The 25,183-nt window shown below is 75.1% G+C and carries 14 protein-coding genes; 3 read left to right on the top strand and 11 right to left on the bottom strand.

Annotation, left to right across the window (positions count from 1 at the left end):
- Window positions 1-24 precede the first annotated feature (24 nt).
- Entirely contained in the window at window positions 25-948 is a 924-nt protein-coding gene (locus tag IH50_RS0115425; protein ID WP_030861602.1) for an NAD(P)/FAD-dependent oxidoreductase, read from the top strand.
- Window positions 949-992: 44 nt separating this feature from the next.
- Here IH50_RS0115425 and IH50_RS0115420 read toward each other — a convergent pair whose 3' ends face one another.
- The 10 genes from IH50_RS0115420 to IH50_RS0115375 form a co-directional block, all read right to left on the bottom strand.
- Window positions 993-3,005 carry a condensation domain-containing protein gene (locus IH50_RS0115420; RefSeq protein ID WP_078913980.1) on the bottom strand — a complete coding sequence of 671 codons (2,013 nt, stop codon included), beginning with the start codon at window positions 3,003-3,005 and terminating at the stop codon, window positions 993-995.
- Window positions 3,002-4,420: a class I SAM-dependent methyltransferase gene (locus IH50_RS0115415; protein WP_030861597.1), complete on the bottom strand. Its 1,419-nt coding sequence runs from the start codon at window positions 4,418-4,420 to the stop codon at window positions 3,002-3,004. Before IH50_RS0115415 ends, IH50_RS0115420 begins: the two co-directional genes overlap by 4 nt.
- On the bottom strand, window positions 4,417-5,799 hold the full coding sequence (locus IH50_RS0115410) for a methyltransferase domain-containing protein (protein WP_199822090.1): 1,383 nt from the start codon (window positions 5,797-5,799) through the stop codon (window positions 4,417-4,419). The genes IH50_RS0115415 and IH50_RS0115410 overlap by 4 nt, the downstream gene beginning before the upstream one ends.
- Complete coding sequence (locus tag IH50_RS0115405) at window positions 5,777-7,393, bottom strand: ABC transporter ATP-binding protein (RefSeq protein ID WP_030861593.1); 1,617 nt, start codon at window positions 7,391-7,393, stop codon at window positions 5,777-5,779. The genes IH50_RS0115410 and IH50_RS0115405 overlap by 23 nt, the downstream gene beginning before the upstream one ends.
- Window positions 7,390-8,211, bottom strand: a complete 822-nt coding sequence (locus IH50_RS0115400; RefSeq protein ID WP_199822089.1) for an ABC transporter permease — start codon at window positions 8,209-8,211, stop codon at window positions 7,390-7,392. Before IH50_RS0115400 ends, IH50_RS0115405 begins: the two co-directional genes overlap by 4 nt.
- Window positions 8,208-9,179 carry an ABC transporter permease gene (locus tag IH50_RS0115395; RefSeq protein ID WP_063759489.1) on the bottom strand — a complete coding sequence of 324 codons (972 nt, stop codon included), beginning with the start codon at window positions 9,177-9,179 and terminating at the stop codon, window positions 8,208-8,210. The genes IH50_RS0115400 and IH50_RS0115395 overlap by 4 nt, the downstream gene beginning before the upstream one ends.
- Window positions 9,176-10,726, bottom strand: coding sequence for an ABC transporter substrate-binding protein (locus IH50_RS0115390; RefSeq protein ID WP_030861587.1), 1,551 nt, complete (start codon window positions 10,724-10,726; stop codon window positions 9,176-9,178). Before IH50_RS0115390 ends, IH50_RS0115395 begins: the two co-directional genes overlap by 4 nt.
- Window positions 10,727-10,772: 46 nt before the next feature.
- Window positions 10,773-17,540 (bottom strand): type I polyketide synthase, encoded by a 6,768-nt coding sequence (locus tag IH50_RS0115385; protein WP_199822088.1) that lies wholly within the window; start codon window positions 17,538-17,540, stop codon window positions 10,773-10,775.
- Window positions 17,537-21,601: a non-ribosomal peptide synthetase gene (locus IH50_RS0115380; RefSeq protein WP_030861585.1), complete on the bottom strand. Its 4,065-nt coding sequence runs from the start codon at window positions 21,599-21,601 to the stop codon at window positions 17,537-17,539. Before IH50_RS0115380 ends, IH50_RS0115385 begins: the two co-directional genes overlap by 4 nt.
- A 98-nt stretch (window positions 21,602-21,699) precedes the next feature.
- Complete coding sequence (locus IH50_RS0115375) at window positions 21,700-22,452, bottom strand: class I SAM-dependent methyltransferase (RefSeq protein ID WP_030861584.1); 753 nt, start codon at window positions 22,450-22,452, stop codon at window positions 21,700-21,702.
- A 246-nt stretch (window positions 22,453-22,698) separates the two neighbouring features.
- Between IH50_RS0115375 and IH50_RS0115370 the strand changes: the two genes are divergently transcribed.
- Window positions 22,699-23,724, top strand: coding sequence for a permease (locus IH50_RS0115370; protein ID WP_234328165.1), 1,026 nt, complete (start codon window positions 22,699-22,701; stop codon window positions 23,722-23,724).
- Window positions 23,721-24,473: a TIGR03943 family putative permease subunit gene (locus IH50_RS0115365; RefSeq protein ID WP_030861582.1), complete on the top strand. Its 753-nt coding sequence runs from the start codon at window positions 23,721-23,723 to the stop codon at window positions 24,471-24,473. The genes IH50_RS0115370 and IH50_RS0115365 overlap by 4 nt, the downstream gene beginning before the upstream one ends.
- Before the next feature lie 200 nt (window positions 24,474-24,673).
- Here the strand turns inward: IH50_RS0115365 and IH50_RS39725 are convergent, their stop codons facing one another.
- A complete protein-coding gene (locus IH50_RS39725) occupies window positions 24,674-24,976 on the bottom strand; it encodes a hypothetical protein (RefSeq protein ID WP_078913979.1) in 303 nt (100 codons plus the stop codon).
- Window positions 24,977-25,183: the final 207 nt, after the last annotated feature.

Below are 25,183 nucleotides of genomic sequence, written 5' to 3'. Positions count from 1 at the left end.
CGGACCAGGGAAGAAGTAACGACGATGTACGACGTGATCGTGGTGGGCGGAGGGCCCGCCGGCCTCAACGCAACGCTGGTGTCCGGGCGTCAGCGCAGGCGGGTCCTCCTGCTGGACTCGGGCCGCCCGCGCAACGCACCCGCGGCGCGGATGCACATGTTCCTCAGCCGGGACGGCTTTCCGCCCGCCGAGCTGCGCCGCATAGGCCGGGAACAGCTCACCGCCTACCCGAACGTGGCCGTACGCGAGGCGACCGTCACCGCCGCCGCGCCCGAGCCTCAAGGGTTCACCCTGACGCTGGCCGACGGCACCGTGGAGCGGACCCGGAAGCTGGTCCTCGCCACGGGTCAGGTGGACGTGCTCGACGAGCGGGTGGAGGGCCTGTCCGCGCTGTTCGGCCGAGGGGTGTACCACTGCCCGTTCTGCCACGGCTGGGAGACCAGCGGGATGAGCCTGGCCGTCCTGGGGCACGAGCTGCCGCAGGTCATGCAGGCCCTCTACGTGGCCGACCGGTTCAGCGAGGACGTGATCGTGTGCACCGACGGTCACCCGGTGCCCGAGCAGGCCGCGGGCCGTCTCGCCGAGGCCGGGATCGCCGTGGAGGAAACAGCCGTGACCCGCGTCGAGGGGGAAGAAGGGGCCGTCCGCCTGGTCCTCGCCGACGGACGGGTGCTCGAGCGTCAGGGCGTCTACCACCGGGCGCCCACCCGTCAGCACTCCCCGCTGGCCGAGCGGTTGGGATGCGCGGTCCTCCCGGACGGCTGCGTGCGGGTGGACGAGTTCCAGCGCACCTCCGTGCCCGGCGTGTACGCGGCCGGTGACACCGCCCGGCTGGAGGCCCTGCCCGACGCCCTCACCTTCGTGATCACCGGTGCCGCCGACGGCGCACGTGCCGCGGTCTGGCTCGACCAGGAGCTCTTCCGCGAGGACGCCGGCCTGGGCGGCTGAGACCCGGGTGCGGCGGGGGCGGGACCGCCCCCGCCACACCCTTCTCACCGGTCGTCCGGTTCGTGGAGAGCGGCGGCGAGTCCGGCCACCGTGGGCTGCCGGAGGAAGCGGCGGGGTGTCACCCGCCCCAGTCCCTCCCGCGCGAACGACCCGAGCATCCGCACCGCGAGCAGCGAGTCACCGCCGAGCGCGAAGAAGTCGGCGGTGCGCTCCTCCACCGGGCAGTCCAGCAGCTTCCGCCAGTGCGCCGCGACGGCTCGTTCCGTGTCGTCCCGGGGCGGTCCCGGCTCCGCCCCGACGGCCGCCGCGGGTACGGACAGGCGCCGGCCGGATGCCTGCCGGGCCGGCCCGGCCTGCTCGCCGTCGACCGCGTCGGGCAGTTCGACCACGGCGGCCCAGCCGTCCGGTTCGACCAGCGATTCCACGGTCGTCATGAGGTCGGCGAACATCCGGTCGACGTCCGCTCCCGCGAACAGTTCCTCCACCAGCGAGAAGACGACCACCAGCTCGCCGCGCAGCTCGAACAGCCGCACCTCCAGGGCCACCTGGGGCGTGCGCAGTTGCTGATGGTGGCTCAGCAGGTCGATCGCGCCCAGCGGTCCTGCCTCCTGGGGCACCTCGCTGCCCAGCGCCGCGTCCACGCCCAGGGTGGACTGGAAGACGACGGGTGCCACCGGACGGTGGGTGCCCCGGCGGCGGCCCAGTTCCCGGGAGACCTCCACGCCGGTGATCAGGTTGTGGGCGAGCGCGTCGCCGATGTCCTGCTGGGCGCGGCCGGCGAGGTCGGCGAAGACGGGGACCTCCGGCAGGTCGACCGGCAGGAGCATGGTGGAGGAGAAGGCTCCCACCAGGCGGGACACGTCGGGATGGAGCGGGAGCCGGTTCAGCTGGAGGGTGTTGAGCAGGAAGCGGCGGTGGCCGCAGGCCCGGGCGACGGCGGCGGCGAAGGCGGCGAACATCGCCGCGGACGGGGTCACCTCGTGTTCGGTGCACAGTCGGCGCAGCTGCGACCAGCGCTCCGGGTCGAGCACCGCCTGCCGGGTGCCCATCAGGGTGGGGCGCACCTCGGCGGGGTCGGCCACCAGCGGCAGGGCCGGCGGCAGCGGGAAGTCGTCGAGACGGTCCCACCACCAGTCGCGGTCCTGTTGCCACGCCTCGGTGCCGGGCAGGTCCCGCAAGGTCGTCACGTAGTCGCCGTAGTCGATGTCCAGGGGCGCGAGGACGGCGTTGTAGTCGGAGACCAGGGCGAACAGGTCGCGGTAGAAGACCCCGGAGGACCATCCGTCGATGATCAGCAGGCTGGTCGAGGAGTGCAGCCGGGCGCGGTCGCCGGGCATCAGCGTCAGGCGCATGTCCAGACCGCAGCCCCGGGACGGGTCGGGGCCCTCGGTGCTCATCTCGTGGCGTGTCTCCGCGAGCCGGGCCGCGGCCGTCTCCTCGTCGGCGTCGCGCAGGTCGGTGACCCGGAGCCGCGGTACCGCCTCCGGGTCGTCCAGGGGCAGGATGCGCTGCCGGCCGTCGGGCAGGATGCGGGCCCGCAGGACGGCCTGGTGCTCGGCCAGGCGCTCCAGGGCGTCCTGCAGCGCCTCGGGGGCTTCGTCGGCGTCGATGTCCTCCAGCCCGATGTCCACGTAGTGGTGTGCGGAGCGATAGGACAGCTCCCAGGCGTCCTGCTGGCCCACGAAGTAGCCCTGCTGGAGCGGCAGGAGCGGGAACGGCGCGTCCGGGTCCTCGCGTCGGCGCAGGTCCAGGGGCAGTGGGCGCAGGGCACCCGTTCCCGATCCGGTACTGCGTTCGTGGACGAGGGCGGCGAGCTGCGCGGCGCTCTGTTCGACGCGGACGTCCGCCAGTGCCAGCGGCGTGCCCAGCCGTTTGCGGAGCATCGCGGCCATGCGGACGGCCAGGACGGAGTCGCCGCCCAGGCTCAGGAAGCTGGCGTCCGCCGGTACGGCGGCCAGGTCGGTCTCCAGGGCGTCGGCCCATACGGCGCGGACGGCGTCGACCAGGTCGGCCGAGGTCTGCCCGGCGATGTGCTCGGATGCGGATGCGGGGGTCAACAGGGGGCTCCAGTCGGGTCGGTGGGGCGGATGACGTCGTCCACGGCGTGGATCCGTGGCAAGGACAGGGCAGGGGGAAGGCGGCCGGCGAGCGCGGCACGGACGCGGCCGGGATCCGGTCGGGCGCCGTGTGACCTGACACGGCCGGCGATGACGCGCTGGCCCGCCGCGGCGAGGGGATGCTCCTCGTGCGGCAGGGCGGGCAGCGGGTCGAAGCCCGCCGCGTCCAGTTGCCGTGCCCATTCCCCGGCGGTGAGGAAGACCCGGTCCTGGCCGGCCCGCAGGTCCGTGAACCACTCCTGTTCGCCGGGCGCGGGCGACATCAGCAGGTACATGGAGGTGAGCGCCTGGTAGTGCTCCTGGCACGACTCGACGAGGACCAGCAGCCCGTCGGGCGCCAGCAGTTCCCGCAGGGCCGCCAGACAGCGTCCGACGTGCCGTGCGTTGTGCAGGACGTTCGCCGCCAGGACGACGTCCTGGGATTCCGGCTCCAGGCCCTGTTCGAGCGGATCGGCCTGGATGTCGAACAGGGCGTGCCGCAGGCCGGGGCGGTCACCGAAGATGTCCCTGGCCGTCCGCAGGAAGAACGGGGAGACGTCCGTGAACAGGTAGTCGACGGGCGTGTCGCCGAGTGCCTCCAGGACGGTGCCGGTGGTGCCGCCCACGCCGGCGCCCGCTTCGAGGACGCGCAGGGGAGCCGACGTCGTCCGGCGGGACTCACCGGCGATCAGGGACGCGGCGGCGTGGTTGGCCCAGCGGCTGGGGACGCTGTCGCGGTAGTTGCCCTGCGCGGTGTCCGTCTCCCCGTCGGGGAAGAGAACCTCCTGCAAGGACGCGCGGTCCCGGAGCAGCAGCGGAAGCCGTTCGGCCGCGGCCCGGAAGAAGCGGGTCATGGAGGCCGGGTAACCCAGCCCCGCGCAGGCGCCGTCCAGCTCGCGCAGGGCCCGGGCGTAGTCGCGGCGGTCCGGCACCGCGAGGGAGTGGTGGCGGCCCGTCGCCGCGTCCAGCCGGAGCCGGCCCTCCGCGGTCAGGGTGCGCAGCCAGCGCCGTACGATCCACGCGTGCCGGGGTGCGACCGCCAGGGTTTCGAGGATCTCGTCGGTGCGGGGCCGGCCGCCGTCGCGGAACAGACGGGTCCGGTCCAGTACCCGGGCCATCGTCAGCAGCGCCGTCTCGTCGAGCTGCCGCATCAGTGCCGGGAGAACGGTCAGGACGGTACCGCGGACGGCGGCGTCACCGGTGTCCGCGGCCCGGCCGGCGGCGCGGGCGTCGTCCCGGCCGGGACCGGACGACGGGCGCGCCGCCGGAGGCGGGCCCGTCACCAGCAGGGCGTCCCGCCCGCCGCCGCGCACCAGCTGCCAGTCCGTCACGCCGGGCAGCCCGGTGAGGCTCTCGTCGGTGAGTGCGCCGTTCACGCGCGGCCGTCCTCGACGGCGTCCACCACGATGATCGCCGGTGGCACGGTGTCCGGCTCGGTCCGGCGCAGGTGGTCGCGCAGCACCTCGGGCAGACGGCGCCGGACGAACAGGGGGAACGGCTCGTGGGCGAGCGGGCCGGAGGGTGCCAGGAGGTCCTCGGCCGCGGCGGGCGCGCAGTCGGCGGGAGCCGCCACGGCCAGCACGCGCGGGTCGGCGACGTCGAGCAGGACGGCTGCGTCCGCTCCCCGCAGTGCCTCGCGCAGGGCGTACGGGGTCACCGCCCCGGGGACGTCGTGGAGCAGGGCGTTGGGGATGCCGTGGACGACCACGGGAGCGTCGGCGAGCGCGTCCCGCAGCACTTGCCGGACATCGCTCCCCCGGTGTCCGTCCCAGGGTGTCCGGCGCACGCGCCGGGCCCCCGGTCCGCCGGTGTGCGGGCCGACGCGCAGGACGATGTCGTAGCGGTAGCGGGTGAGTTCGGTGTCCTCGGCCATGGTGCGGGCGTGCACGCCCATGCGGACCGGACGGGGCTGGGCGGCGACCGCCGCGGCGACGGCCGCCGGCGTGAAGGACAGTTCCTCGTCCGCCTCGGCGGCGGCCGCGGCCCTCGCGGCGATCGTCGTACCGTCCGCCTCGGGGTCGCGGACCCGTTCCAGCCGCCCGAAGTGGTCGAGCAGCAGGCCGGAGTGCCGGATGTCCCCCACGATCACGGTGCCGCCGTCCTCGACCGCCGACAGCGCCCCGTGCAGGACGGTGGTCAGGTAGGCCAGGTCGGGAAAGCACTGGGTGACCGAATTGAACAGCACGCAGTCGGGGTCCGCGCCGGGGCCGAAAGCGGCGTCCATGGCGTCCCGCACCCGGGGCGCGGCCGTCTCGTGGGCGGCGGCCCGGACGAACGCGGTGCGGGGCAGACCGGCGGCGGCGAGGCGGTCCACCGCGACCTGGGCGACGTCGGTGCCGGCATACCCGTCCAGGTGCGGGTGCAGGCGGTGGGCGAGCAGACCGGTGCCGCAGCCGAGTTCCAGGAGCCTTCTCGGGCGCTGGGCCAGGACGAGGTCCACGGTGCGGTCCACCCAGTCCCGCATGTGGGCTTCGGGCAGCGGTGCCCCGGTGTCCGAGGCCCGCCATCCGGACAGGTCGAGGTCGTCGGCGTGCCGGCCCTCGGCCGTCTCGTACGTCCACTCGTAGACCTCGGCCCACTGTTCGAGGTGTTCGCGCATCAGGGGGCCCGGTTCGGGTGCGGCGGTCACGGCGTCCGGGTGCGGGACGACCCGGACGCCGCCGTCGGGGGCGGGGCGGGCCCGGGCCACCCAGGGATGGGCGGCCAGCAGGTCCGTGATCCGGCCGGTGTGTTCAGCCGTCGTGTGGTCGGACACCGGAGTGCTCCGTTCTCTCGTCGAGGGGGTGGTCGGAGGTCGTGTGCGGTCGCGGGGTCAGGCGGCGCCCGGTCAGGTGGAGGACGCGGTCGGCGCGGGCGGCCGTGCCGGCGTCGTGGGTGACGGTCAGGACGGCGGGGCCGTCCGCCCGCAGCCGGTCCAGCAGGTCGAGGACGAGTCGTGCCGAGTCCGGGTCCAGACCCGCGGTGGGCTCGTCCAGCAGCAGCACGTCGGGCCCGGCGGCGAGCGCCCGGGCGAGGACCACCCTGCGGCGCTGGCCGCCGGAGAGCTCCGCCGGTCCGCGGCCGGCCAGCTCGGCGGGAAGGCCCACGGCTTCGAGGAGTTCCCGTACGCGTTCCCGCCCGGCCGCCGCGGTCGTGCCGTGGAAGACCTTCAGCGGCCGGGCCACCGCTCGGCCGACGGTGTGCGCCGGGTTGAGTTCCGACACCGTGTCCTGTCCGGCCAGTTGGACGGCGCGCAGCATCCGCCGGTCACGTGAGCGGGTCCCGGCGGGCAGCGGGCGCCCGTGCAGCAGGAGTTGCCCGGCGGCCGGCGGGCGGCGGCCCGTGAGGGCGTGCAGGAGGGTCGTCTTCCCGCTGCCCGACCGTCCCGTGACGGCCAGCCAGCCGCCCGCCGGCAGGTCCAGGTCTCCGGCGTCGAGCAGCGGTGTGCCGTCCGGGGTCCGCAGGGTCAGACCCCGCGCCGACAGCACGGGCGCCGGGGACGGGTCGGGGTCCACCGCCGTGCGGGGCGGACGCCCGGCCCGTGCCGGCGCGGGATCGGCGGCCGGACGCAGCGGCTCCTTCCGCGGGGCGCGTGTCATCCGTCCGCGTACGGTGGCGGTCGCACGTGCCGTGTGCCGCGCACCGGCGTCCGTACCGGAGACCGGGCGCGTGCCGGCGGCGAGCACCAGTGTCCGGTCGGCCAGCTCCGCGGCCAGCCGGGCATCGTGCGTGACCAGGACGACGCACCGGCCGGGGCTCCCACGGCGGGACCGCACCTCTTCGGCCACCAGGTCGGCCGCCGCGCGGTCCAGTGCCGAGGTCGGTTCGTCCAGGACGAGCAGTTCCGGACCGGCGCACAGGGCCCGGGCCAGGGCGACCCGTTGGGCCTGGCCACCGGAGAGTTCCCCCGCCCGCCGGGAGGCGAGCCCGGGCGGAAGGCCCAGTCGGCGCATCAGGGTCTCCACCCGCCGGGCGCGGGCGGCGGCGTCACCGGTGAACTCCTCGCCGATCAGCCGGTCCACGCGCCACAGCGGATTGAGGGCCGCGCCGGGGTCCTGCGCCAGCCAGCCGCACCGGGCACGCCGCCACCGCCGTGCCTCCCCGCCGGGCGGCACGGCCGCACCGCGCCAGCACACGGTGCCCGCCGCGCGGTGCAGTCCGTCCGGGAGGACGTCGAGCAGGGCGCGCAGCAGCGTGGATTTACCGGCGCCGGACACGCCGGTGACGGCCAGCACCTGCCCCGGACCGACGCGGAGGCCGACCGGCGGCAGGACGGTGGCGCCGTCGAGGGCACGGCGAACGGTCAGACCCTCGACCGTCAGCAGCGGGGCACCGGTGGGAACGGACTTCTCATGGTCATGGACCGTCATGCCGCCTCCCCCGGAGCACGGGCGGCCGTCCGGGCCGCCGCGGCGAACACCCAGGCGCAGCCCGCCAGGGGGACCGCCGGCGCCAGCAGCGCCCAGGGGTTGAGTGCGGCGCCGGGCAGGTTCTCACTGAGCATCAGGGCCCAGTCCGGGTCCGGGGGCTGGGGTCCCAGACCGAGTACGGCGAGGGTCGCGGCGATCTGCAGTGCCGTGACGAGCCGGAGCCCGGCGTCGGCGGCGACCAGACGGCGCAGGGCGGGCAGCACCTCGTGGAACAGCACGGCGGGGGTGCGCTCGCCGCGCTCGACGGCGGCGTGCACGTGCCCGCTGCCGCGCAGTTGCGCGCACTGCGTGGCGACGACCCGCGCGGTCAGCGGCGCTCCCGCGAGCACCGACGCCACGACGACCGCCGTCGCCCCCGGCAGTGCGGTGGCCAGCACCAGCGCCAGGACCAGGGCGGGAACGGCCAGCAGCAGGTCGCACAGGGCCCGTACGGTGCGGGCGGTCCGGTCGCCCGACCACCCCGCGGCCAGGCCGAGGCCCGCGCCGCAGACGACGGCGGCGAGCGCGGCGAGCAGGGACACGGTCAGGAGCTGGGTGCCCCCGGCCAGGACCCGGGACAGCACGTCGCGCCCCAGGGCGTCGGTGCCCAGCGGGTGCCGTCCGCCGGGCGGCGCCCAGGGGGCGGCGACCGTTCGCTCCGGTGGGTGCGGGGCGGCGTACCGGCCGAGCGGCACGCACACCAGCAGGGTGAGGGCCGCGGTCATGGACGCCGAAGGGCGGGTGGTTCGGAGGAGGAACGGCGGAGGCGCTCCGGTCATACGGTCCTCCCCGCCGCCGCCACCGACGGGCCGGGTTCCCCCGGCACCGTGGTGCGACGGGCGGCCAGGTCGGCCAGGAGCATGCCCAGCAGCAGGACGGCGGCCGGCAGGAGGGCCGCGGCCTGGACGACGGGGACGTCCCGCACCGCGACGGAGGACACCAGCAGCTGCCCGGTGCCCGGATAGCCGAACAGCGTCTCCGCCAGGGCGGTACCCGCCACGAGACCGCCGGCCAGCAGGGCCGTCACCTGGAGCGCCGGCGCGTACAGGAAGGGAAGGACGTGCCGGTGCAGCACGAGCGGGGCGGGCAGGCCGCGCAGCCGCGCGTCGGCCACGTGGGGCCGGCGCAGGACATCGCCCAGCGCCCCGCGCAGCAGGACGGTGGCGAACGCGGCCGAGGGAAGCGCCAGGGTGAGCGCGGGCAGCACCAGGAGCCGGGGGTCCGCCAGGGGCGAGCCGCCGGGCGGCAGCAGGGACACGGGGGGCAGCCAGCCCAGCAGTCCGGCCAGGACCGCGCCGAGCACCGCCGCGTGGACCGGCTGCGGCACGGCGGCCAGTCCGGTGGCGGCCGAGCCGCCCCGGCCGCCGCGCAGGTACGTGACGGTCAGGGCCGTCGCGGTCAGCAACACGGTGACCGCCAGCGCCGTCGCGACCAGGACGGCGGTGGCGGGCAGCCGCTCGGCGAACAGCGTCGCCACGGGTCTGCCGCCCGCCAGCGAGTGTCCCAAATCCCCCCGGATCAGGCCGTACAGCCAGTCGAGGTAGCGCACCGCGGCCGGCCGGTCCAGCCCGAGGCGTTCCCGCTCCGCCGCGACGTCCTCTTCGGTGGCCCGACCCCCCGTCCTCAGCTCCCCGGCGTCACCGGGGAGCAGTTCGGTGGCCGTGAAGACCACGGCCGTGGCGGCGACGGCCAGGACCGCGGCCCGGCCGGCCGGGCGCAGGGCGCGGCCGGCAGCGCGCGGGATCATTTGGCCATCCACACCTGGTCGATGAACATGCGCTGGAACCCGGGCCCGTCGGGCAGTCCGCGCACGCCGGGTGCGGCGAGGTCCAGGCCGTCCCCGGTGCCCCAGACGACGTAGCCGCCGTCCTCCCACAGCTCGCGCTGGATGCCGGAGAGCAGCTCCTCGCGCCGTGCCTCGTCGGCGGTCGACATGGCCCGGGCGAAGCCGTCGTCGAAGGTCTCGCTGCGCCAGGCGGTCTCGTTGGTCGGGGAGTCGGAGAGCAGCCCGACGCGGACGAGGTCGGGGAAGGAGATGCCGCCGTAGTAGCCGGTGTAGAACGCCTTCTTGGCGTAGACGGCGGTCCAGTAGGTGTCCGCCGGCTCGACCTTCACCTCCGCGTCGACGCCGATGTCGGAGAGCTGCTGGGCGTAGAGGGTGGCCGCGGTGTCCATGCCGGGATAGGACGTGGTGGTGTGCAGGGTGACGGACAGTCCGTCGGCGTGGCCCGCCTCGGCCAGCAGCTTCCTGGCCTTCTTCACGTCGCGGGTGCGCTGCGGCAGGTCGTCGGGGGCCGAGGGGTCGTAGGGGGTGGGGAGGTCGTTGGCGACCTTGCCGTAGCCGAGGAACACGGTGTCGACCAAGGTCTTGCGGTCGGCGGCGAGGCGGAACGCCTCGCGGACCCGGGGGTCGTCGAACGGCGCGGTGTCCAGGCGCATGACGAACGGGTACTCGGTGACCCCGTCGCGCCGGACGACCTGGGTCTTCGCCGGGGATCCGGCGCTCTTGACCGCGGCGGGGCTGACGCTGCCGGCGACGTCGGCCTGCCCGGAGGCGACGGCGCCGGCCCGTGCCTGCGGGTCGGCGACGGCCTGGATCTCGATGCGGTCCAGGTGCGGGCGCTCCCCCCACCACGTGTCGTTGCGGGTCAGGACGGTGGTCTGGGCGCCGGTCCGTTCCACCCGGTAGGGGCCCGAGCCGGTGACGGGGCGGGAGAAGTCCTCGGTGCCCTCCGGGACGACGAAGGTGACGGACTCCAGGGCCCGGGGCGCGTCGGCCATCGGGGCGCGGGTGGCCAGGACGACGGTGTGCTCGTCGGGGGCGGTGGACTTCGCCATGTCGAAGTCGGCGAGCCGGCCGTAGTTCTCGGCGGCCTTGCCGCCGATGCGCCGCAGTGAGTACAGCACGTCGGCGGCGCGCACCGGCTCGCCGTCGGTGAAGCGGGCGTCCTCACGCAGGGTGAGGGTCCAGCGGTCCATGGCGTCGTTGGGCTTCCACGACGTGGCGAGCCGCGGCCGGGTCCTCCCGTCCTCGCCGGGGACGGTGAGGACGTCGTACGTCAGGGCGAAGCGCAGGACGTCGGACTCGTTGCCGAGGCCGCCGTGCGGGTCGTCACTGGCGGTGGCGGGGGACCCCGCGACGGCGTACCGCAGGGTGCCGCCGTCGACGGGCGCGCCGGTGCGGGAGGCCGGGGTGTCGGAGCAGGCGCTCAGCAGCAGGGCGCCGACCGCCCCGAGGGCGGTGAGGGCGGATCTGCGGGACAGGGTGCTGCGGGATGACGGGTGCTGGTGCATGGTCGCTTTCCGCGAGGGGTTCGGGGGGCAGGAGTGGCTGCCGGGCTCACCGGCCGGTGTGTACGGCGGCCAGGGCCCGGTCGATCAGGGCGGCGGTCCGCCGGACCGCGGGGTCGTGCAGCAGGGAGTAGTGGTGGCCTTCGACGGTGTAGGCGTCGACGGGGCCGCTGACGTGCGGCAGCCAGCCGAGGGCGGGCAGGTCCGCGGCGTCGTCGACGCCCATGCCGACACCGGCGTTGTGCGGCGCGGGACGGGACGCGGCGATGAGCAGCAGTCGGGTGGCCGGGTCGGTGAGGTGTCCGGCCCTGTGGTCGGCCAGCGCCCGCAGGTGGCGTTCGAATACCTCGAGGCGGGTGTCGGCGGTGTCCCGCGGGCCGAGCAGGCCGGCCGCTCGCAGCCGTTCGGTGACGGCCCGGCGTACCGCCGCCGGGTCCGGCGCGGTGCGGATCGTCTCCGCGTCCGGGCCGAGGTCCAGGTCGAGGTCGAGGAACGCCTCCAGCGAGCGCAGGTAGCGGACGGCCGCGAAGGCGGTGTCCTGGGCGCGGTCGGTGCCGCCCAACGCCCGGATGCGGTCGGGGGTGTTGGAGTCGATCAGGACGAGGAGGTCGGTCCGCTCGCCGCGTCGCTGGAGTTCCACGGCCATCTGGTGGGCGACGGTGCCGCCCATCGACCAGCCGCCCAGCAGGTAGGGGCCCCGCGGCTGGTGGACGCGCAGCGCCGCGAGGTAGCGGTCGGCCGTCTCGGCGATGGTCCGCGGCCCGGTGCCGCCGGTCAGGGCGGGATCGGTGAGGGCCACGACGGGCCGGCCGTCGGTGAGGAGACGGGCGAGTTCGCCGTAGCACAGTACGTCCCCTCCGGAGGGGTGCATCAGGAACAGGGGGCGGTCGCCGTTGCCGTCGCGCAGCAGCATGGCCGCGTCGGTGTCGGGGGCCGGGCCGGGACCGGTCCGCTTCCTCGCGGTGGGTGCCGGCCGCCGCGGTTCGCGGGCCGGGGCGGCGGGCGCGGTGCGGGGCTCCTCGGTGTCCCACGCCCGCGGTGCGTCGGCCAGCCGGCGCACCCGCTCGGTGTAGGCGGCGAACGCCGCGTCCGCCTCGTCGGCGGGCAGGGCGTTCTCCAGGACGTCCCACTGGAGCAGGAGCGCCCCGTGCTGCTCGATCACCTGATGGTCCAGCCAGGTCTGCGGGGTGCTGCTCACGCCGTACACCGGTGTGCCCGCCCAGTCCAGGTCGTGTCCGCCGCCGAGCGGCCCGGACAGGCCCAGGGCGCTGGTGAAGACCACGGGAACGGACTCGGTGCGGCCGGTGCGCGAGGACTTCTCGGCCAGCAGGTCGAGCGCGGAGAACTCCCGGTGGTCCAGGTCCTCGAAGAGGGTGCGCTGGGCCCGTACGGCGGCGTCGGCGAAGCAGCGGGTGTCCGAGCGGTCCACCTCGTGCAGCATCAGCGAGGTGAAGTCACCGACCACGGCGTCCGCCCCGGGAAGGTCCGCGGGCCGGTCGAAGAGGGTGAGGGTGACGGCGAAGCGGTTCTGTCCTGACCACTCTGCGAGGGCCTCGCCGTAGGCCGCCAGCAGGACGGCCGTGGGGGTCAGCCCGCGCCGGGCGGCCTCGGCCTTGAGGGCGTTCCAGCGGTCCGGCTCCAGACGGGCGGTGCGCCGTGCGAAGCGGGGCCGCTCTCCGGGACTCCCGGTCCGGACGGGCAGCGCGGGTGCGCCGGGCAGGTCGTCCAGCCTGGCCCGCCAGTAGGCGGCGGCCCGCGCGTGCTCCGGGCCCTCGGCGCGGCGCTCGAGCGCGGCCACACAGTCCGCGAAGGTGGTCTCCAGCGGCGGCAGCCGAGTGTCGGGGTCGTGGTAGAGGGTGCGCAGTTCGCGGTCCCAGATCAGGTAGCTGGCGGTGTCGCACACCAGCACGTCCACGTTGACGAACAGCCGGACGACGTCGCCGGGCAGTCGGGCGGCCCTGATGTCGACCAGGGGCCAGCGGCCCGGGCGGGGTTCGCGGCGCACCATGCGGGTGCGCACGCGCTCCAGCTTCCGGGTGCGCTCGGCGTCGTCGTCCTTCGTCAGGTCCTGCACCCGGATCCGGTAGGGGGGCACCTTGCCGAGCACCCGGTTGCGGCCTTCCGGTGAGACGACCGCGCGCAGCATCGGGTGGCGGGCGACGACCGCGTTCCACGCCGTTTCGTAGCGGTCGGTGTCCAGGCCGGGACAGTCGTACTCCAGGTGGAAGGAGCACGGGACGTCGCCGAGGCGGTAACCGCCCGATCCGCCGACCCAGTAGGCGTGCTGCACCCGGGTGAGGGGGAACTCCCGGGGGCCGTCACCGGGTTGCGGAGACGGACCGCCCCCGGTCCGGGGCGTGGCGGGAGCACTCCGGGATTCCCCGCCGGGCAGCATCGGGGCCAGGGCCGCGATGCTGGGCCGGGCGAGCAGGTCCTGCAGCCGCAGGTCGGCGCCGTGGTCGTCACGCAGCCGGGCGAGCATCCGGGTGGCCAGCAGGGAGTGCCCGCCGAGGGCGAAGAAGTCGGCGTCGCGGTCGGTGACGGGGAAGCCCAGCAGGTCCGACCAGACCTCTGCCAGGAGGGTCTCCACAGCGGTGGTGAATCCCGCACCGGCCCGCGGCCCGGCCGCGGGCGCGCCGGGAGCCGGTGCGACCGAGGCGGGTACGACGGTGGGCGTGCCCGCGGTGCGGGACGCGAGGTCGGCCGGCGAGACGGCGACGGAGGCCGGAGCACGGCCGCCGGCCGCGAGCGCCAGCAACCGGTCCACGCTGCGCATGCCGTCCGCCAGACCGATCGAGTGCCGGGAGGCGACGGTGCGCTCGCTCCGGCCGGGCCCGACGCGCCAGCCGTCCCAGGCCACGCTGATCCAGCGGGGTGCGTCCGGGGCCGCGTGGTGCTCGTGCTCGGCGAGGGCGTCCAGGTAGCGGTTGACGGCGGCGTACGGGGCGAGGCCGAGGCCTCCGACGAACGCCGTGGCGGAGGACATCAGCAGGACGGTGGCCGGGCGGCTGCCGGGCGGGAGGCCGTGCACGGCACCGCGCAGCGCGAGGGCCGCGGTGACCTTGGCGTGCGCGTGCGCGCGCACGGCCTGCTCCTCGGTGGTCCGCAACGGCGCGACGGCCGCGGAGGCGACCACGCCGGCGGCGTGCACGACCAGGTCCAGCGGGCCGTCGCGGTCGGTCAGTTCCCGCAGCAGTTCCGTCGTGGCGGCGGTGTCCGCGGCGTCCGCGGCACGGACCTCGATGTCGGCGCCGGAGTCCCGCAGGACACGGATCGTCTCCGCCCGTTCGGCTTCGGTGCTGCCGGGGGCGGGGTCCGGGGGGAGCCCGGTGCGGCCGGTCACCACGACCCGCCGTCCGGAGCGGGCCAGGTGCCCGGCCAGGGCCAGGCCCACGTCCCCGAGTCCGCCGAGGATCACCGCTGTGCCCGTCCCGCCGTCGGTGACGGCCGGGCCGTCCGTGTCCGGCGCGGGTGCGGACGGCCGCCAGGGGGTGATGCCGCGCGTCCAGCGGTGCCCGCCGCGCAGGGCGCACTCGATGCCGTTCGGGCCTCCCGCCAGCAGGTCGGCGGCCTCCGCCGGCACGGTCCGTACGTCGTCGGCGTGCGGCGGGCCGGCCGGCAGGTCCACCGAGCGCCAGCGCAGGCCCGGGAACTCCTGGGCGAGGACGCGGGGCACGGCGAGGCCGGCGGCAGCATGGGCGGCGGGCCGGTCGGTGCTCTCCACCTGCTGGGCGTTGTGGCTCAGGTGCAGCAGGCAGGTGCGGTGCGCCCAGGAGGCGGCGGCCCGCGCCACCTGCGCGTAGTGCAGGACCGACGCGCTGACGGTTTCGGCCGGGTCGTCGCCGGTGTCACCGTACGGGCCGATCACGACGATGCCCTCGCACGGGGTGCCGGGGTCCCGGACCGCCTCGTCGAGGGTGACGGTGCCGGCCCCGGCGGCGGCGAGCGCGACGCGCACCCGCTCGGCCGAGGGCGAGCCGGGAGGGCCGGCCACGAGCCAGCGGCCCCGCAGTGCCGGCCGGTCCGCCTCGACGGGGGGCGTGCGCCGCCAGACGGGCAGGTGGAAGGGCTCGGACTCGTCCGGGGCGGCCTGCCCGGCATCGTGGCCGAGGCCGGCCACGGTACTGGGCTGTGCGGCGGCCGGCGGATCGATCCACAGTCTGCGGCGCTCCATGGGCAGGCCCGGCAGGACGACACGGCGTCGTCCCGGGCGGTGCAGGGCCGCGGCGTCCAGGGGGACCCCGTGCGTCCACAGCTCTCCGGCGGCCGCCAGCAGCGCGGCACGTCCTCCGGCGGGCTGCTCGCGGTCCGGGAAGGCGGCCAGGGTGGCCAGGAGCTGCCGGTGCCCCTGCTGACGGGCCAGTTGGAGCAGTGCGCCGCCCGGCCCCGCCTGGACGAGGACGGCCGGCCCGTCGCCCAGGGCGGTGGCCAGGGCGTCGGAGAAGCGCACGGTGGAGCGCAGGTGCGCCACCCAGTGGTCGGCGCCCGGAGCGGTGTCCAGCAGTTTCCCGGTGAGGGTGGTGGCGAGCGGGATGCCGGGAACACGCGCCCGGACGGCCTGGGCGGCCGTGCGCAGTTCGGGCAGGACCGGGTCGACCAGGCGCGAGTGGGCGGCCGCGTCGAGGGAGAGCCGCACGGTGCGCTCGCCGCGTGCGGTCAGGGCCCGCTCCGCTTCGGCCACGGCCGGCGAGGGCCCGGACACCACACAGGACCGCGGGCCGTTGACGGCGGCCAGATCCAGTTCCGGGTGGTCGGCGAGCAGGGCCAGGGCCTGCCGCTCGGTCAGCGGGACCGTCAGCATCACTCCGCCGCCGGCCGCCCGGGACATGCCGCGTGAGCGGACCGCCACCAGTGTCGCGGCGTCGGGCAGGGACAGGGCGCCGGACAGCACGGCGGCCACGTACTCGCCGAGGCTGTGACCGACCACCGCGTCCGGTTCCACGCCCCAGGAGCGCAGCGTGCGCGCGGCGGCGAGGGAGACGGTGAACAGGGCGGGCAGTCCGTGGGCGGGGTCGCGCAGCAGCCGGCGTGCGTGCTCGTCGGACGGGTCGGCGGTGATCAGCGCGGTGAGGCCGGTACCGGTCCCTTCGTCGAAGAGGCCTGCGCACTCGCGCACGGTGCGGTCGAACTCCTCTTCCTCTGCGCACAGTTCGCGTCCCATGCCCGCGTACTGCGCTCCCCCGCCGGGGAAGGCCAGCACGATCCGGGGCGGGGTGGGGCCGGGACGGCGCCGCGGGGCGGCGCGCAGGGCTCGGCCGTCGGCCTCCGCCGTTCCGGTGATCACGGCGGCGGCGCGGTACGGCAGCGTCGCGCGGCCGGTGTGCAGGGTGTGGGCCGCGTCGGCGGGGTCGACCGGGGTGGTGTGCAGGGTGGTCGCGACGGCCCCGGCGAGGCGGGCGAGGGCGTCGTCGCGGTGCGCGCTGAGCAGGGCGAGCTGCGGGCGCGGATCGGCGGGCGGTTCCGGCCGGACGGGGGCGCTGCCCAGGACGACGTGGCAGTTGGTGCCGCCGATGCCGAAGGAGCTGACGCCCGCGTACCGGGGCCCGGTCCAGTCGGTGGTCTCGTGGACGACGGTGAAGGGCGAGTCGTCCAGCCCGAGATCGGGGTTGAGGGGCAGGGCGTCCAGGGTGGGCGGCAGTACGCCGTGGTGCAGGGCGAGGACGGTCTTGGCGAAACCGGCGATGCCCGCGGCCGAGTTGGCGTGCCCGATGTTGCTCTTGACCGAACCCAGGGCGCACCAGGCCGGGCCGGTGTCGCCGAAGACGCGGCGCAGCGCGGCGACCTCGACAACATCGCCGAGGCGGGTGGCGGTGCCGTGGGCCTCGACGTAGGTGATGTCCCTGGGCGTGAGGCCGGCCACGGCGAGCGCCTCGGAGACCACACGGGCCTGTCCGCGCGGCGAGGGAGCGGTGAAGCCGGTGCGGTCGCCGCCGTCGTTGTTGACGGCGGAGCCGTGCAGGACGGCCAGCACCGGGTCGCCGTCGGCGACGGCGTCGCGCAGTCGCCGCAGTACGGCCACACCGACGCCCTGGGTGTGCACGATGCCGGTGCCCTCGGCGGAGAAGGTGCGTATGTGCCCGTCGGCGGAGAAGATCCCGTCGGGGACATGGAGGTAGCCCCTGCCCTGCGGGACGATCAGGGAGGCGCCGCCGGCGAGGGCGGTGTCGCACTCCCCCGCCAGCAGGGACTGGGCCGCCAGGTGCACCGCCACCAGCGAGGTCGAGCACGCGGTGCCGACCGCGACGGCGGGTCCGGTGAGCGCGAGGCGGTGCGCGACGTGCAGGGGAAGGTAGTCGGCCACACCCGCGAGGGCCGCCTGGAGGCTGCCGACGGGATCGGTGGCGGAGGCGGCGTACCGGTCGGCGAGGTTGCGGGCGAGGTAGTCGCTGTGGGCGGCGCCGGCGAAGACGCCCACAGCGCCCGCGCCGGCACCGCCGCCGTGTCCGGCGCTCTCCAGGGCGCGCAGGCACGCTTCGAGGAAGAGCCTCTGCTGGGGGTCCATCACGGCCGCTTCGGCGTCGGTCAGGCCGAACGGCTCGGGATCGAACCGGTCCTGTTCGTCGATGACCCCGCTGACGGGTATGTGGGCGGGGTTGGCCAGCAGCCTCGCCGGGACGCCGCGTTCGGCCAGTTCCCGCTCGCCGTGCCGGGTCAGTCCGCTGCGGCCGCCCACGAGCAGGTCCCAGTAGGCCGCCGTGTCGGGGGCTCCGGGGAACCGGCAGTCCAGGGCGGTGACCGCGATCAGGTCGTCGCCGGACTCGTTGCCGGGCCGGGGCGTGTCCGGCATGTCTCCCCGGGAGGATGTCGGTTCGGTCATCGCGTGGTCTCCTCGGCCAGGGCGCGTGCGGCGACGCGGGACGTTCTGCGCGTGGGCCGTTCGGACTGCCGGGACACGGGGGGCGTCACGGTGCCGGTGGCGGTGGCGGCCCGGTCGGTGTCCTGGGCGCTTTGGGCGGTGATGCGGGCGGCCAGGGCCGCGACGGTGGGGTGCTCGAACATGTCCGCCAGTGCGAGCCGGGGCGCGATGCTCTCCCGGAGCCTGCGGTGGGTGAGGACCAGGGTGAGGGAGGTGGCCCCCAGCTCCTTGAAGGTGCTGCCGGGCGTCACCGGCACGTCCGTGAAGTCGGCCAGGATGCCGGTCAGAGCCTCCAGTACGGCCGGTGCCACGGGCACGGTCGGGCCCGGCCCGCGATGCCGGGGCACCTGGCCCGGTCCGGTGCCGTACCGTTCCGGGGCCGGGGCGCCGGGCGCCGGACCGGTGGACGTGGCGGACGCCGGGAAGTCCCCTGCCCGGGGGCGGCAGACCACCTCCGCCAGTCCTCCGGGTCCCAGGAGCGGCACCGCGGCTTCGCCGTCGGTGGTCCGCGCCACGTGCCGGAGCCATCGGGCCGACGCCTCCAGCGCCTGGTCCGGCCGGAGCCGTCCGGGCCGGACCACGACGGCGGCCTCCAGGCCCAGGGCGGTCGCCTCGGCCAGCGCGGCGGCGGCCCAGTCCCCGCCCGGGGCGGACTCGGCGGCGGATCCGGCCGGGACCGTACGCGGTGCCGCGGTGGACCCGCCCTTCGCCGCGGCGACCGGAGCCGGCCCGTCGGCACCGGCGGTCCGGTCGTCGGTGGGTGCGGCGGTCAGCGCCGCGTGGTCGATCTTGCCGTTGGCCGTCACCGGCAGCTGGTCCATGATCACGAACCGGCTGGGCACCATGTAGTCGGGCAGCCGCTCGCGCAGGACGTCCGCCAGCTCCTGGGCGGTCGGCGCTTCGCTCGCGCCCCGGGGCGCCAGGTGCGCCACCAGGCGCGGCCGTCCGTCGGGGCCGCGCACCGACGACACCACGCACTGGCGGACCGCCGGATGGCGGGCCAGCACCGCCTCCACCTCGCCCAGTTCGATGCGGTGCCCGCGGATCTTCACCTGCCGGTCCACGCGCCCGAGGAACTCGATGGTGCCTCCGGCGGTCCACCGGCCGAGGTCCCCGGTGCGGTACAGCCGTCGGCCCAGCACGGGGTGGACGGCGAACCTCTCGGCGGTCTGGACCGGATCGGCGGTGTAGCCGCGGGCCAGCCCGTCACCGCCGATGAACAGCTCCCCCGCCTCGCCCACCGGGCAGGGCGCGCCGTCCTCGTCGAGGACGAAGAAGCTCTGGCCGCGCAGTGCCCGGCCGTAGGGGATGCTGCGCCATCCCGGATCGATGTGTTCCACCGGATACGTGATGGACCAGATGGACGCCTCGGTGGCTCCGCCCAGGCTCATCACCTCCGCCTGCGGCGCCAGCCGGCGCAGCCGGTCGGGCAGGGTCAGGGGGATCCAGTCACCGGAGAGCATCACCAGGCGCAGGGTGCGCAGCGCCCCGGCGGCTTCCTCCGGCTCCATCTCCGCGTACTCGACGAGCATTTCGAGCAGGGCGGGCGCGGTGTTCCACACGGTGACGCCGTGCCGGCCGGCCTGTTCGAGCCAGTGCTGCGGGTCGCGCTGCCGGGCGGGGTCGGGCAGCACCAGACAGCCGCCGGCGCCGAGGACGCCGTAGATGTCGAACACGGACAGGTCGAAGCTGAGCGCCGACAGCGCCAGCACCCGGTCGTCGGGACCGATGGCGAACCGGTCGACTATGTCGTCGACGGTCGTGCGCGCGGCCCGGTGCTCGATCTCCACACCCTTGGGGCTGCCGGTGGAACCCGAGGTGAAGATGGTGTAGGCGATGTCCTCGGGACGTGGGGCCGTGAGCGGTGCCACGGGGGCGGCGGAGCCCGCGGCGGTGCGGACGGGGCGCCCCGCGGCGGTCAGGCGGTGAACGGTGACGCCGTCGGGCCAGTCGGTGCTCACACCGCGGCCGGTCAGCGCGTGCCGGACCCCGGCCCGCTCGCAGACGGCGGCGATCCGCGCGGCCGGCCAGGAGGGTTCGACCGGCAGGTAGCCCGCCCCGCTCAGACTGACGCCTAGTACGGCGGTGATCTGCGCGGTGCCCTTCTCGCAGGCGACGGCGACCATGTCGCCGGGTCCCACCCCGTGCGCGGCCAGCAGTGCCGCGGTGGCGGCGGCGTTGTCCGCGAGGCGGGCGTGGGTGACGGTGGTGGAGGAGGTGCGCAGGGCGGGCCGTCGCGGATGCCGCCGGGCCGCGTCGGTGACCGGATCGTGCAGCAGGGGGCCCGCGTCCGGGAAGGGCACGGCGTCCAGGGGCTTTTCGGGGTGGAAGGACGGGTCCCAGCCCAGGGCGGTGTCGTGCCAGGCGTCGGGGTCCGTCAGGGTGTGGAGCAGGCGTACGAAGGCGTCGAGCAGGGCCGGTATCCAGCCGTCGGGGAACGCCCCCTCGACGGCGTCCCAGGCCAGGCGGAGGCGTCCGCCCTCGTCCCACACGATGTGGTCGAGCAGGACCTGCGGGGTCTGGGAGATGCCGTACACCTCCTGTCCGATCCAGGACGCCGGAGGCTCCCCGGCGCCCGCGAGGCCCACCCCGCTGGTGAACACCACCGGGTGGCCGGGGGCTCCCACCGGCGGCGAGTCCTGCCCCCGTAGTTCCCTGAGCACCTCGACACCGGACACGGACCGGTGGTCCAGGTCCTCCCAGAAGCGGTGGTTGACGGCGGTGGCGTAGTCGGCGAAGCCCTTCCAGTCGGCGGGGCCGAAGCGTGGCGTGCCGACCAGGGCGGTGGTGGTGAAGTCGCCGACCACCCCCTCAGCGCCGCTCTCGTCCTCCGGGCGGTCGAACAGGGTGGTGTTGAGGCAGATCCGTTCCCCGGCTCCCCACCGGCCGAGGACGACGGCGAAGGCCGCGAGCAGGGCCGCGGTCGGCGTGACCGCGTGCTCGGTGCACCGGGCTCGTAGCCGGGTCCAGGTGTCGGCGTCGAGTTCGGCGGCGGAGCGGACGAAGCGGGGCGGGGTGGTGTCGGCGGGGTCGCGCAGCAGGGGCAGCCGCGGCGACGGCGGCAGCCCGGGGGCTCGTTCGGCCCAGTAGGCGTGGTCGCGGGCGCGCCGGGCCGCCCACTCCGGGTCCCTCGAGCGGGCGCGCTGGAGGTCGGCGAACCGGGCTGCCGGCTCGGGAAGCCGGTGGCCAAGGTCCGCGACGAGGCGGCCCCACTGACGCATCAGCAGCATCCAGCCGGTGAGGTCGGTCAGGAGCACGTCCACGCCGACGTGCAGCCGGGTCCGCCCGTCGGGCAGCAGTGTGGCGTGGATGTCGAACAACGGCCACGACTCCGTGGGCCGGTTCTGGTGGGAACGCTCCCGCCGCTGGGCGGACAACGTTTCCCTCACCTGTTCGGCGGACTCGCCCCGCAGATCGGTGACGCCGATCCGGTAGGGGCCGGGAGCGGCCGCGATGCGCTGGCGGCCCCGGTCGTCCACCGTCATGCGCAGCATCGGGTGGTGATCGACCAGTCGGTTCCAGGCGGCTTCCAGCCGGGCCACGTCCACGAGCGGGTCCGTGTCGCCGGGTGTGCGGTCGTACTCGTAGTAGTAGAAGGTGGCCACTCCGCCCAGCGGCATGCCCTCGGCCCGCCCGGCCAGGTACGAAGCCTGAATGGGTGTCAGGGGGAAGTCCTCCCCCTCCGTTTCCCCGCCGTTCCGCACACCGCCGGGTTCCGCCACCGCACGGCCCTCGGCGCCGAGGGGCCCGGGAACGGTGGCCTTCTCCGGCGTGTGACCGGCGAGCAGGCGGTCCGCCACCGCACGGGCCGTCGCGCCGTCGCCCAGAAGGGCGGTCAACGGCAGGTCCCGGCCGGTGCGTTCGCGGATCCTCCGCCTCAGCCGCACCGCGGTGAACGATTCGAGCCCCAGGGCCGCGAGCGGAGTCGTCCGTGGGACCTCGTGGGGTGGTGCGCCGAGGACTTCGGCGATGCAGTCGATGACGCGGGCAAGGAGGTCGTCGCTCGGCACAGGCTGGTCCATCCGGTCTCCGTCGAAAGGCGGGCAGGGCGACGCCTCCCCCGCAGAGGGATCCGGGGGAGGCGGAACACCGACGAACCTAATTGAAAATGATTATCAGATCAACCAACTCGCGATGTCGGATCACTCGCACGCTCGAGAACGCACAGCCCCAGGCCGGCATCGCCGGTCCGACGCAATACCAGCCCCGCCTGGGCGACTTCGGCCGCCAACGCGTCCTCCGTCGCGACCCACCAGCGGTACTCGACCGACGTCCCGTCCAGCGGCCGGCCCTGACGCAGGACGCCGTAGTCCATGTGCCAGGTGATCTCGTCCGCTCCCGTGGGACGCGCGCTCGCCCAGCCCTCGTACTCCAGCTCTCCGACGACGACCCGGGCCATTCGCACCCGCCCCACCTCCACCGGGGCGAACGGCGGAACAAGGTTGAACACCAGCACCCCGCCCGGGGCGAGTTGCCGGGCGGCACGGCTCCACAGTGCGCGCCTCTGCCCGGGCGGCAGGTGACCGATCATGTTCAGGGCCACCACGGCCCGCACACCGTCGGGCCAGTCGGCGCTCGCACAGTCGCCGGGAACCACCGTGACGCGCTTGCGCAGTTCGCCGTCCTCGTGGACCCGGGCGAGCAGGACGGCGCGCATCGCGGCGGACGGTTCGACGGCGAGCACCGGCACCCGCGGCAGCGCGTCGCAGATGACGCGCACGCCCCGGCCGGACCCGGCCCCGAGGTCCACCACGGACCCGGTCGCGGCGCGGACTCGCGACAGGACGTCCGCCAGTGCCGGAGCCAGCGGCTCCCACGATTCGGCGATCAGGATGTCGAGGTACTCGGCGGACCGCTCGTAGGGGTCGCTCATCACTGCTCCAAAGACTCGATGTCTCACGGTTCGCCCCGTACAGTAATCAGAAATGAATTTCATTACTAGAAAGATGCACGAGGTGCTGATGTGTCGTCAGCCGGGTCCGTCGGGCCTCCCGAGACCCTGGGGACCGGCAGCTGAAGGTGCCTCGGTAAGGTGTCCCGGTCCGGCACCGCGCGGTCGTCGCTCCGGCGGCTTCCCGCGGGCGGCTCGTCGGTGTTGCCGTACGGCGAAGCGAGTGGCGTGAGCGATCAGAAGTACGCCGAGAGGCGGGGCGGGCTCACCGACGTCGTGCGCCTCGTCGTGCGGGCGGTCGTGCACATCTCCCTCGGCGGGTTCGCACTCGCCACGATCATCATGGTCGCCGGAATCCTCGGGCCGGTGCTCGCACTCGACCTCTGCACTCCGCCCGTCGCCGCCTGGTGGACCGTGTTCACCGCCGTCGTCGTCCAGGGTGTCCCCTTCCTCCTGCTCGGCGCGCTGGTCTCCGCGGCCATAGGCGCGTTCGTGCCCGAGCGCGTCTTCACCCGGCTGCTGCCGCGCAGCCCGGCTCTCGCCGTACCCGTCGCGGGCGCGGCCGGTGTGGTGCTTCCCGGCTGCGAGTGCGCGTCCGTGCCGGTGGCCGGCAACCTGATGCGGCGCGGGGTCGTTCCGGCCGCCGCGCTCGCGTTCCTGCTCTCCGCGCCCGCGATCAATCCCGTCGTCCTCGTCGCCACGTCCCTCGCGTTTCCCGGTCAGCCGCTGATGGTGGTGGCCCGGCTCGTCGCCTCGCTCGTCACCGCCGTCGCCATGGGCTGGTTGTGGGCATGCTTCGGCAGGAAGGAGTGGCTGCGGCTGCCGGGAGCGCCGACGGCCGGGTCCGGCACCTCCCGCGCGGGCTCCTTCGTGGCGGGGCTCCAGCACGACTTCCTGCACGCCGGGGGTTTCCTGGTACTGGGGTCGGCGGCAGCGGCGACCTTCAACACCGCGGTGCCGCGTTCGCTGCTGGACGTCTTCACGGCGTCCGCCTGGGTATCGGTGCTCCTGCTGGCCCTCCTCGCCGTGGTGCTGTGCGTGTGCAGCGAGGCGGACGCGTTCGTGGCGGCGTCGCTGAGCAGATTCGGACCGACCGCGCAACTGACGTTCATGGTGGTCGGCCCGATGGTCGACCTCAAGCTGTTCGCGCTTCAGGCCGGCACGTTCGGGCGGGCGTTCGCGATCCGGTTCTCGTCCGTGACCTGGGTGGTCGCGGTGACGAGCAGTGTGCTCGTGGGGTGGTGGGCGCTGTGAGGCGGTACGGTCCCGCCGTGCTGTTGCTGCTGGTCGGCGCCGCGGTGCTGCGGATCTCGCTGTTCAGCGACCTGTATCTGCGGTACGTGCAGGCCGGGCTGCGGCCCTACCTGGTCGCGTCCGGGGCGCTGCTGGTGCTGCTCGGTGCGACGCGGGCGGCGCTGACGGCGCGAGCGGCACGGGACGGCACCGCTTCCGCGGACCGGAGCGCGCACCCGGCCGAGGACGGACACGGCCACCTCCACTCCCCCGCGGGCGGCCCGCGCGTCGCCTGGCTGCTCGCGTTGCCCGCAACCGCCCTGCTCCTCTTTCCGCCGCCCGCACTCGGCTCCTACAGCGCCGCGCGCGAAGAGGCCCGGCACGCCGCGGAGAACGTCGGCACGTTCCCCGCCCTGCCCGCCGGGGACCCGGTGGACCTGAGCCTGGCCGAGTTCAGTACCCGCGCCGTCTACGACAGCGGGTACTCGCTGAAGGGCCGCGCGGTCCGGCTGACCGGGTTCGTCACGCACGGCGACGGCGGCGCCCGGTACGTGACCCGGCTCCGGGTCGCGTGCTGCGCGGCCGACGCCACGACGGTCCGGGTGGAGGTCCGCGGCGCGGACGCACCGGAGGCCGACACGTGGGTGGTGGTGACAGGCGCCTGGCATCCCGAAGGCGAGCTGGGATCATCGGAGGCCTGGCCCCCGGTGCTGGATGCCACCACCATCCGACGGGTCGCGGAGCCGTCGGATCCGTACGAGAAGCGCTGAGCTCGATCGCCACGGGCAGCGGGGGGCGTGCCTCGGTACGGTCATGTCCGTGCAGATGTTCCCCGACCGCAGGGAAGCAGGGGCATCCTGCGCGTGTTCCCGACGGCCGTGCGATCGGGGGTGTGCGCGCCATCCGCGGCCGCTGAGACCGTCGGGCGGGGAACAGCGGAACCTCCGGCGCCTGCGGCGGTCCGGAGGGCTCAGTGGTCGTCCCAGTGTCCTTCGTGAGCGGCGTGCCGATGCCCGTCGTGCACATAGTCGACATGATCGTCGTGGGGCACGGCGACGTGACCGCAGCCGCTTCCGTGCTGGTGTCCGTGACCCGCGTGCGGCCTGTGGCCGGCAGTCGTGCACTCGTCGACGTGCCCGTCGTGCGCGCGGTGGATGTGTCCGTCGTGCATGTAGTCGACGTGGTCGCCGTGCGGCACGGCGACGTGTCCGCAGCCCTCCTCGTGCCGGTGCTCATGGGCTTCGTGGGTGCGGTGCTGGGTGGCGGACGTCATGACGTACTCCCGATGCGGATCGACGGGCGGCCGCCCGTTCGACGGCCACTGCCGCACTACCGGATCACCCTAGGGTGACACTCGCTACCGCGCACGCGGAGGGGAGACGCGGTTGCGGGCCGAGGCCAGGGAGAAGGACAAGCGCATTCGCGAGCTGGAGATGGAGCGTGATGTGTGCAAGCGATTCGTGGCCTTGTGGGTGAAGTA

It is taken from the genome of Streptomyces sp. NRRL S-37, assembly GCF_000721605.1.
Classification (GTDB): domain Bacteria; phylum Actinomycetota; class Actinomycetes; order Streptomycetales; family Streptomycetaceae; genus Streptomyces.
This window is presented reverse-complemented; position numbering and strand designations above follow the sequence as displayed.

What these genes read in the sequence shown, in the direction of transcription:
- IH50_RS0115385 (WP_199822088.1), bottom strand. Translation starts at nt 17,540, where the DNA reads ATGACCGAACCGACATCCTCCCGGGGAGACATGCCGGACACGCCCCGG.
- IH50_RS39725 (WP_078913979.1), bottom strand. Translation starts at nt 24,976, where the DNA reads ATGACGTCCGCCACCCAGCACCGCACCCACGAAGCCCATGAGCACCGG.
- IH50_RS0115375 (WP_030861584.1), bottom strand. Translation starts at nt 22,452, where the DNA reads ATGAGCGACCCCTACGAGCGGTCCGCCGAGTACCTCGACATCCTGATC.
- IH50_RS0115390 (WP_030861587.1), bottom strand. Translation starts at nt 10,726, where the DNA reads ATGCACCAGCACCCGTCATCCCGCAGCACCCTGTCCCGCAGATCCGCC.
- IH50_RS0115405 (WP_030861593.1), bottom strand. Translation starts at nt 7,393, where the DNA reads ATGACGGTCCATGACCATGAGAAGTCCGTTCCCACCGGTGCCCCGCTG.
- IH50_RS0115395 (WP_063759489.1), bottom strand. Translation starts at nt 9,179, where the DNA reads ATGATCCCGCGCGCTGCCGGCCGCGCCCTGCGCCCGGCCGGCCGGGCC.
- IH50_RS0115380 (WP_030861585.1), bottom strand. Translation starts at nt 21,601, where the DNA reads ATGGACCAGCCTGTGCCGAGCGACGACCTCCTTGCCCGCGTCATCGAC.
- IH50_RS0115400 (WP_199822089.1), bottom strand. Translation starts at nt 8,211, where the DNA reads ATGACCGGAGCGCCTCCGCCGTTCCTCCTCCGAACCACCCGCCCTTCG.
- IH50_RS0115425 (WP_030861602.1), top strand. Translation starts at nt 25, where the DNA reads ATGTACGACGTGATCGTGGTGGGCGGAGGGCCCGCCGGCCTCAACGCA.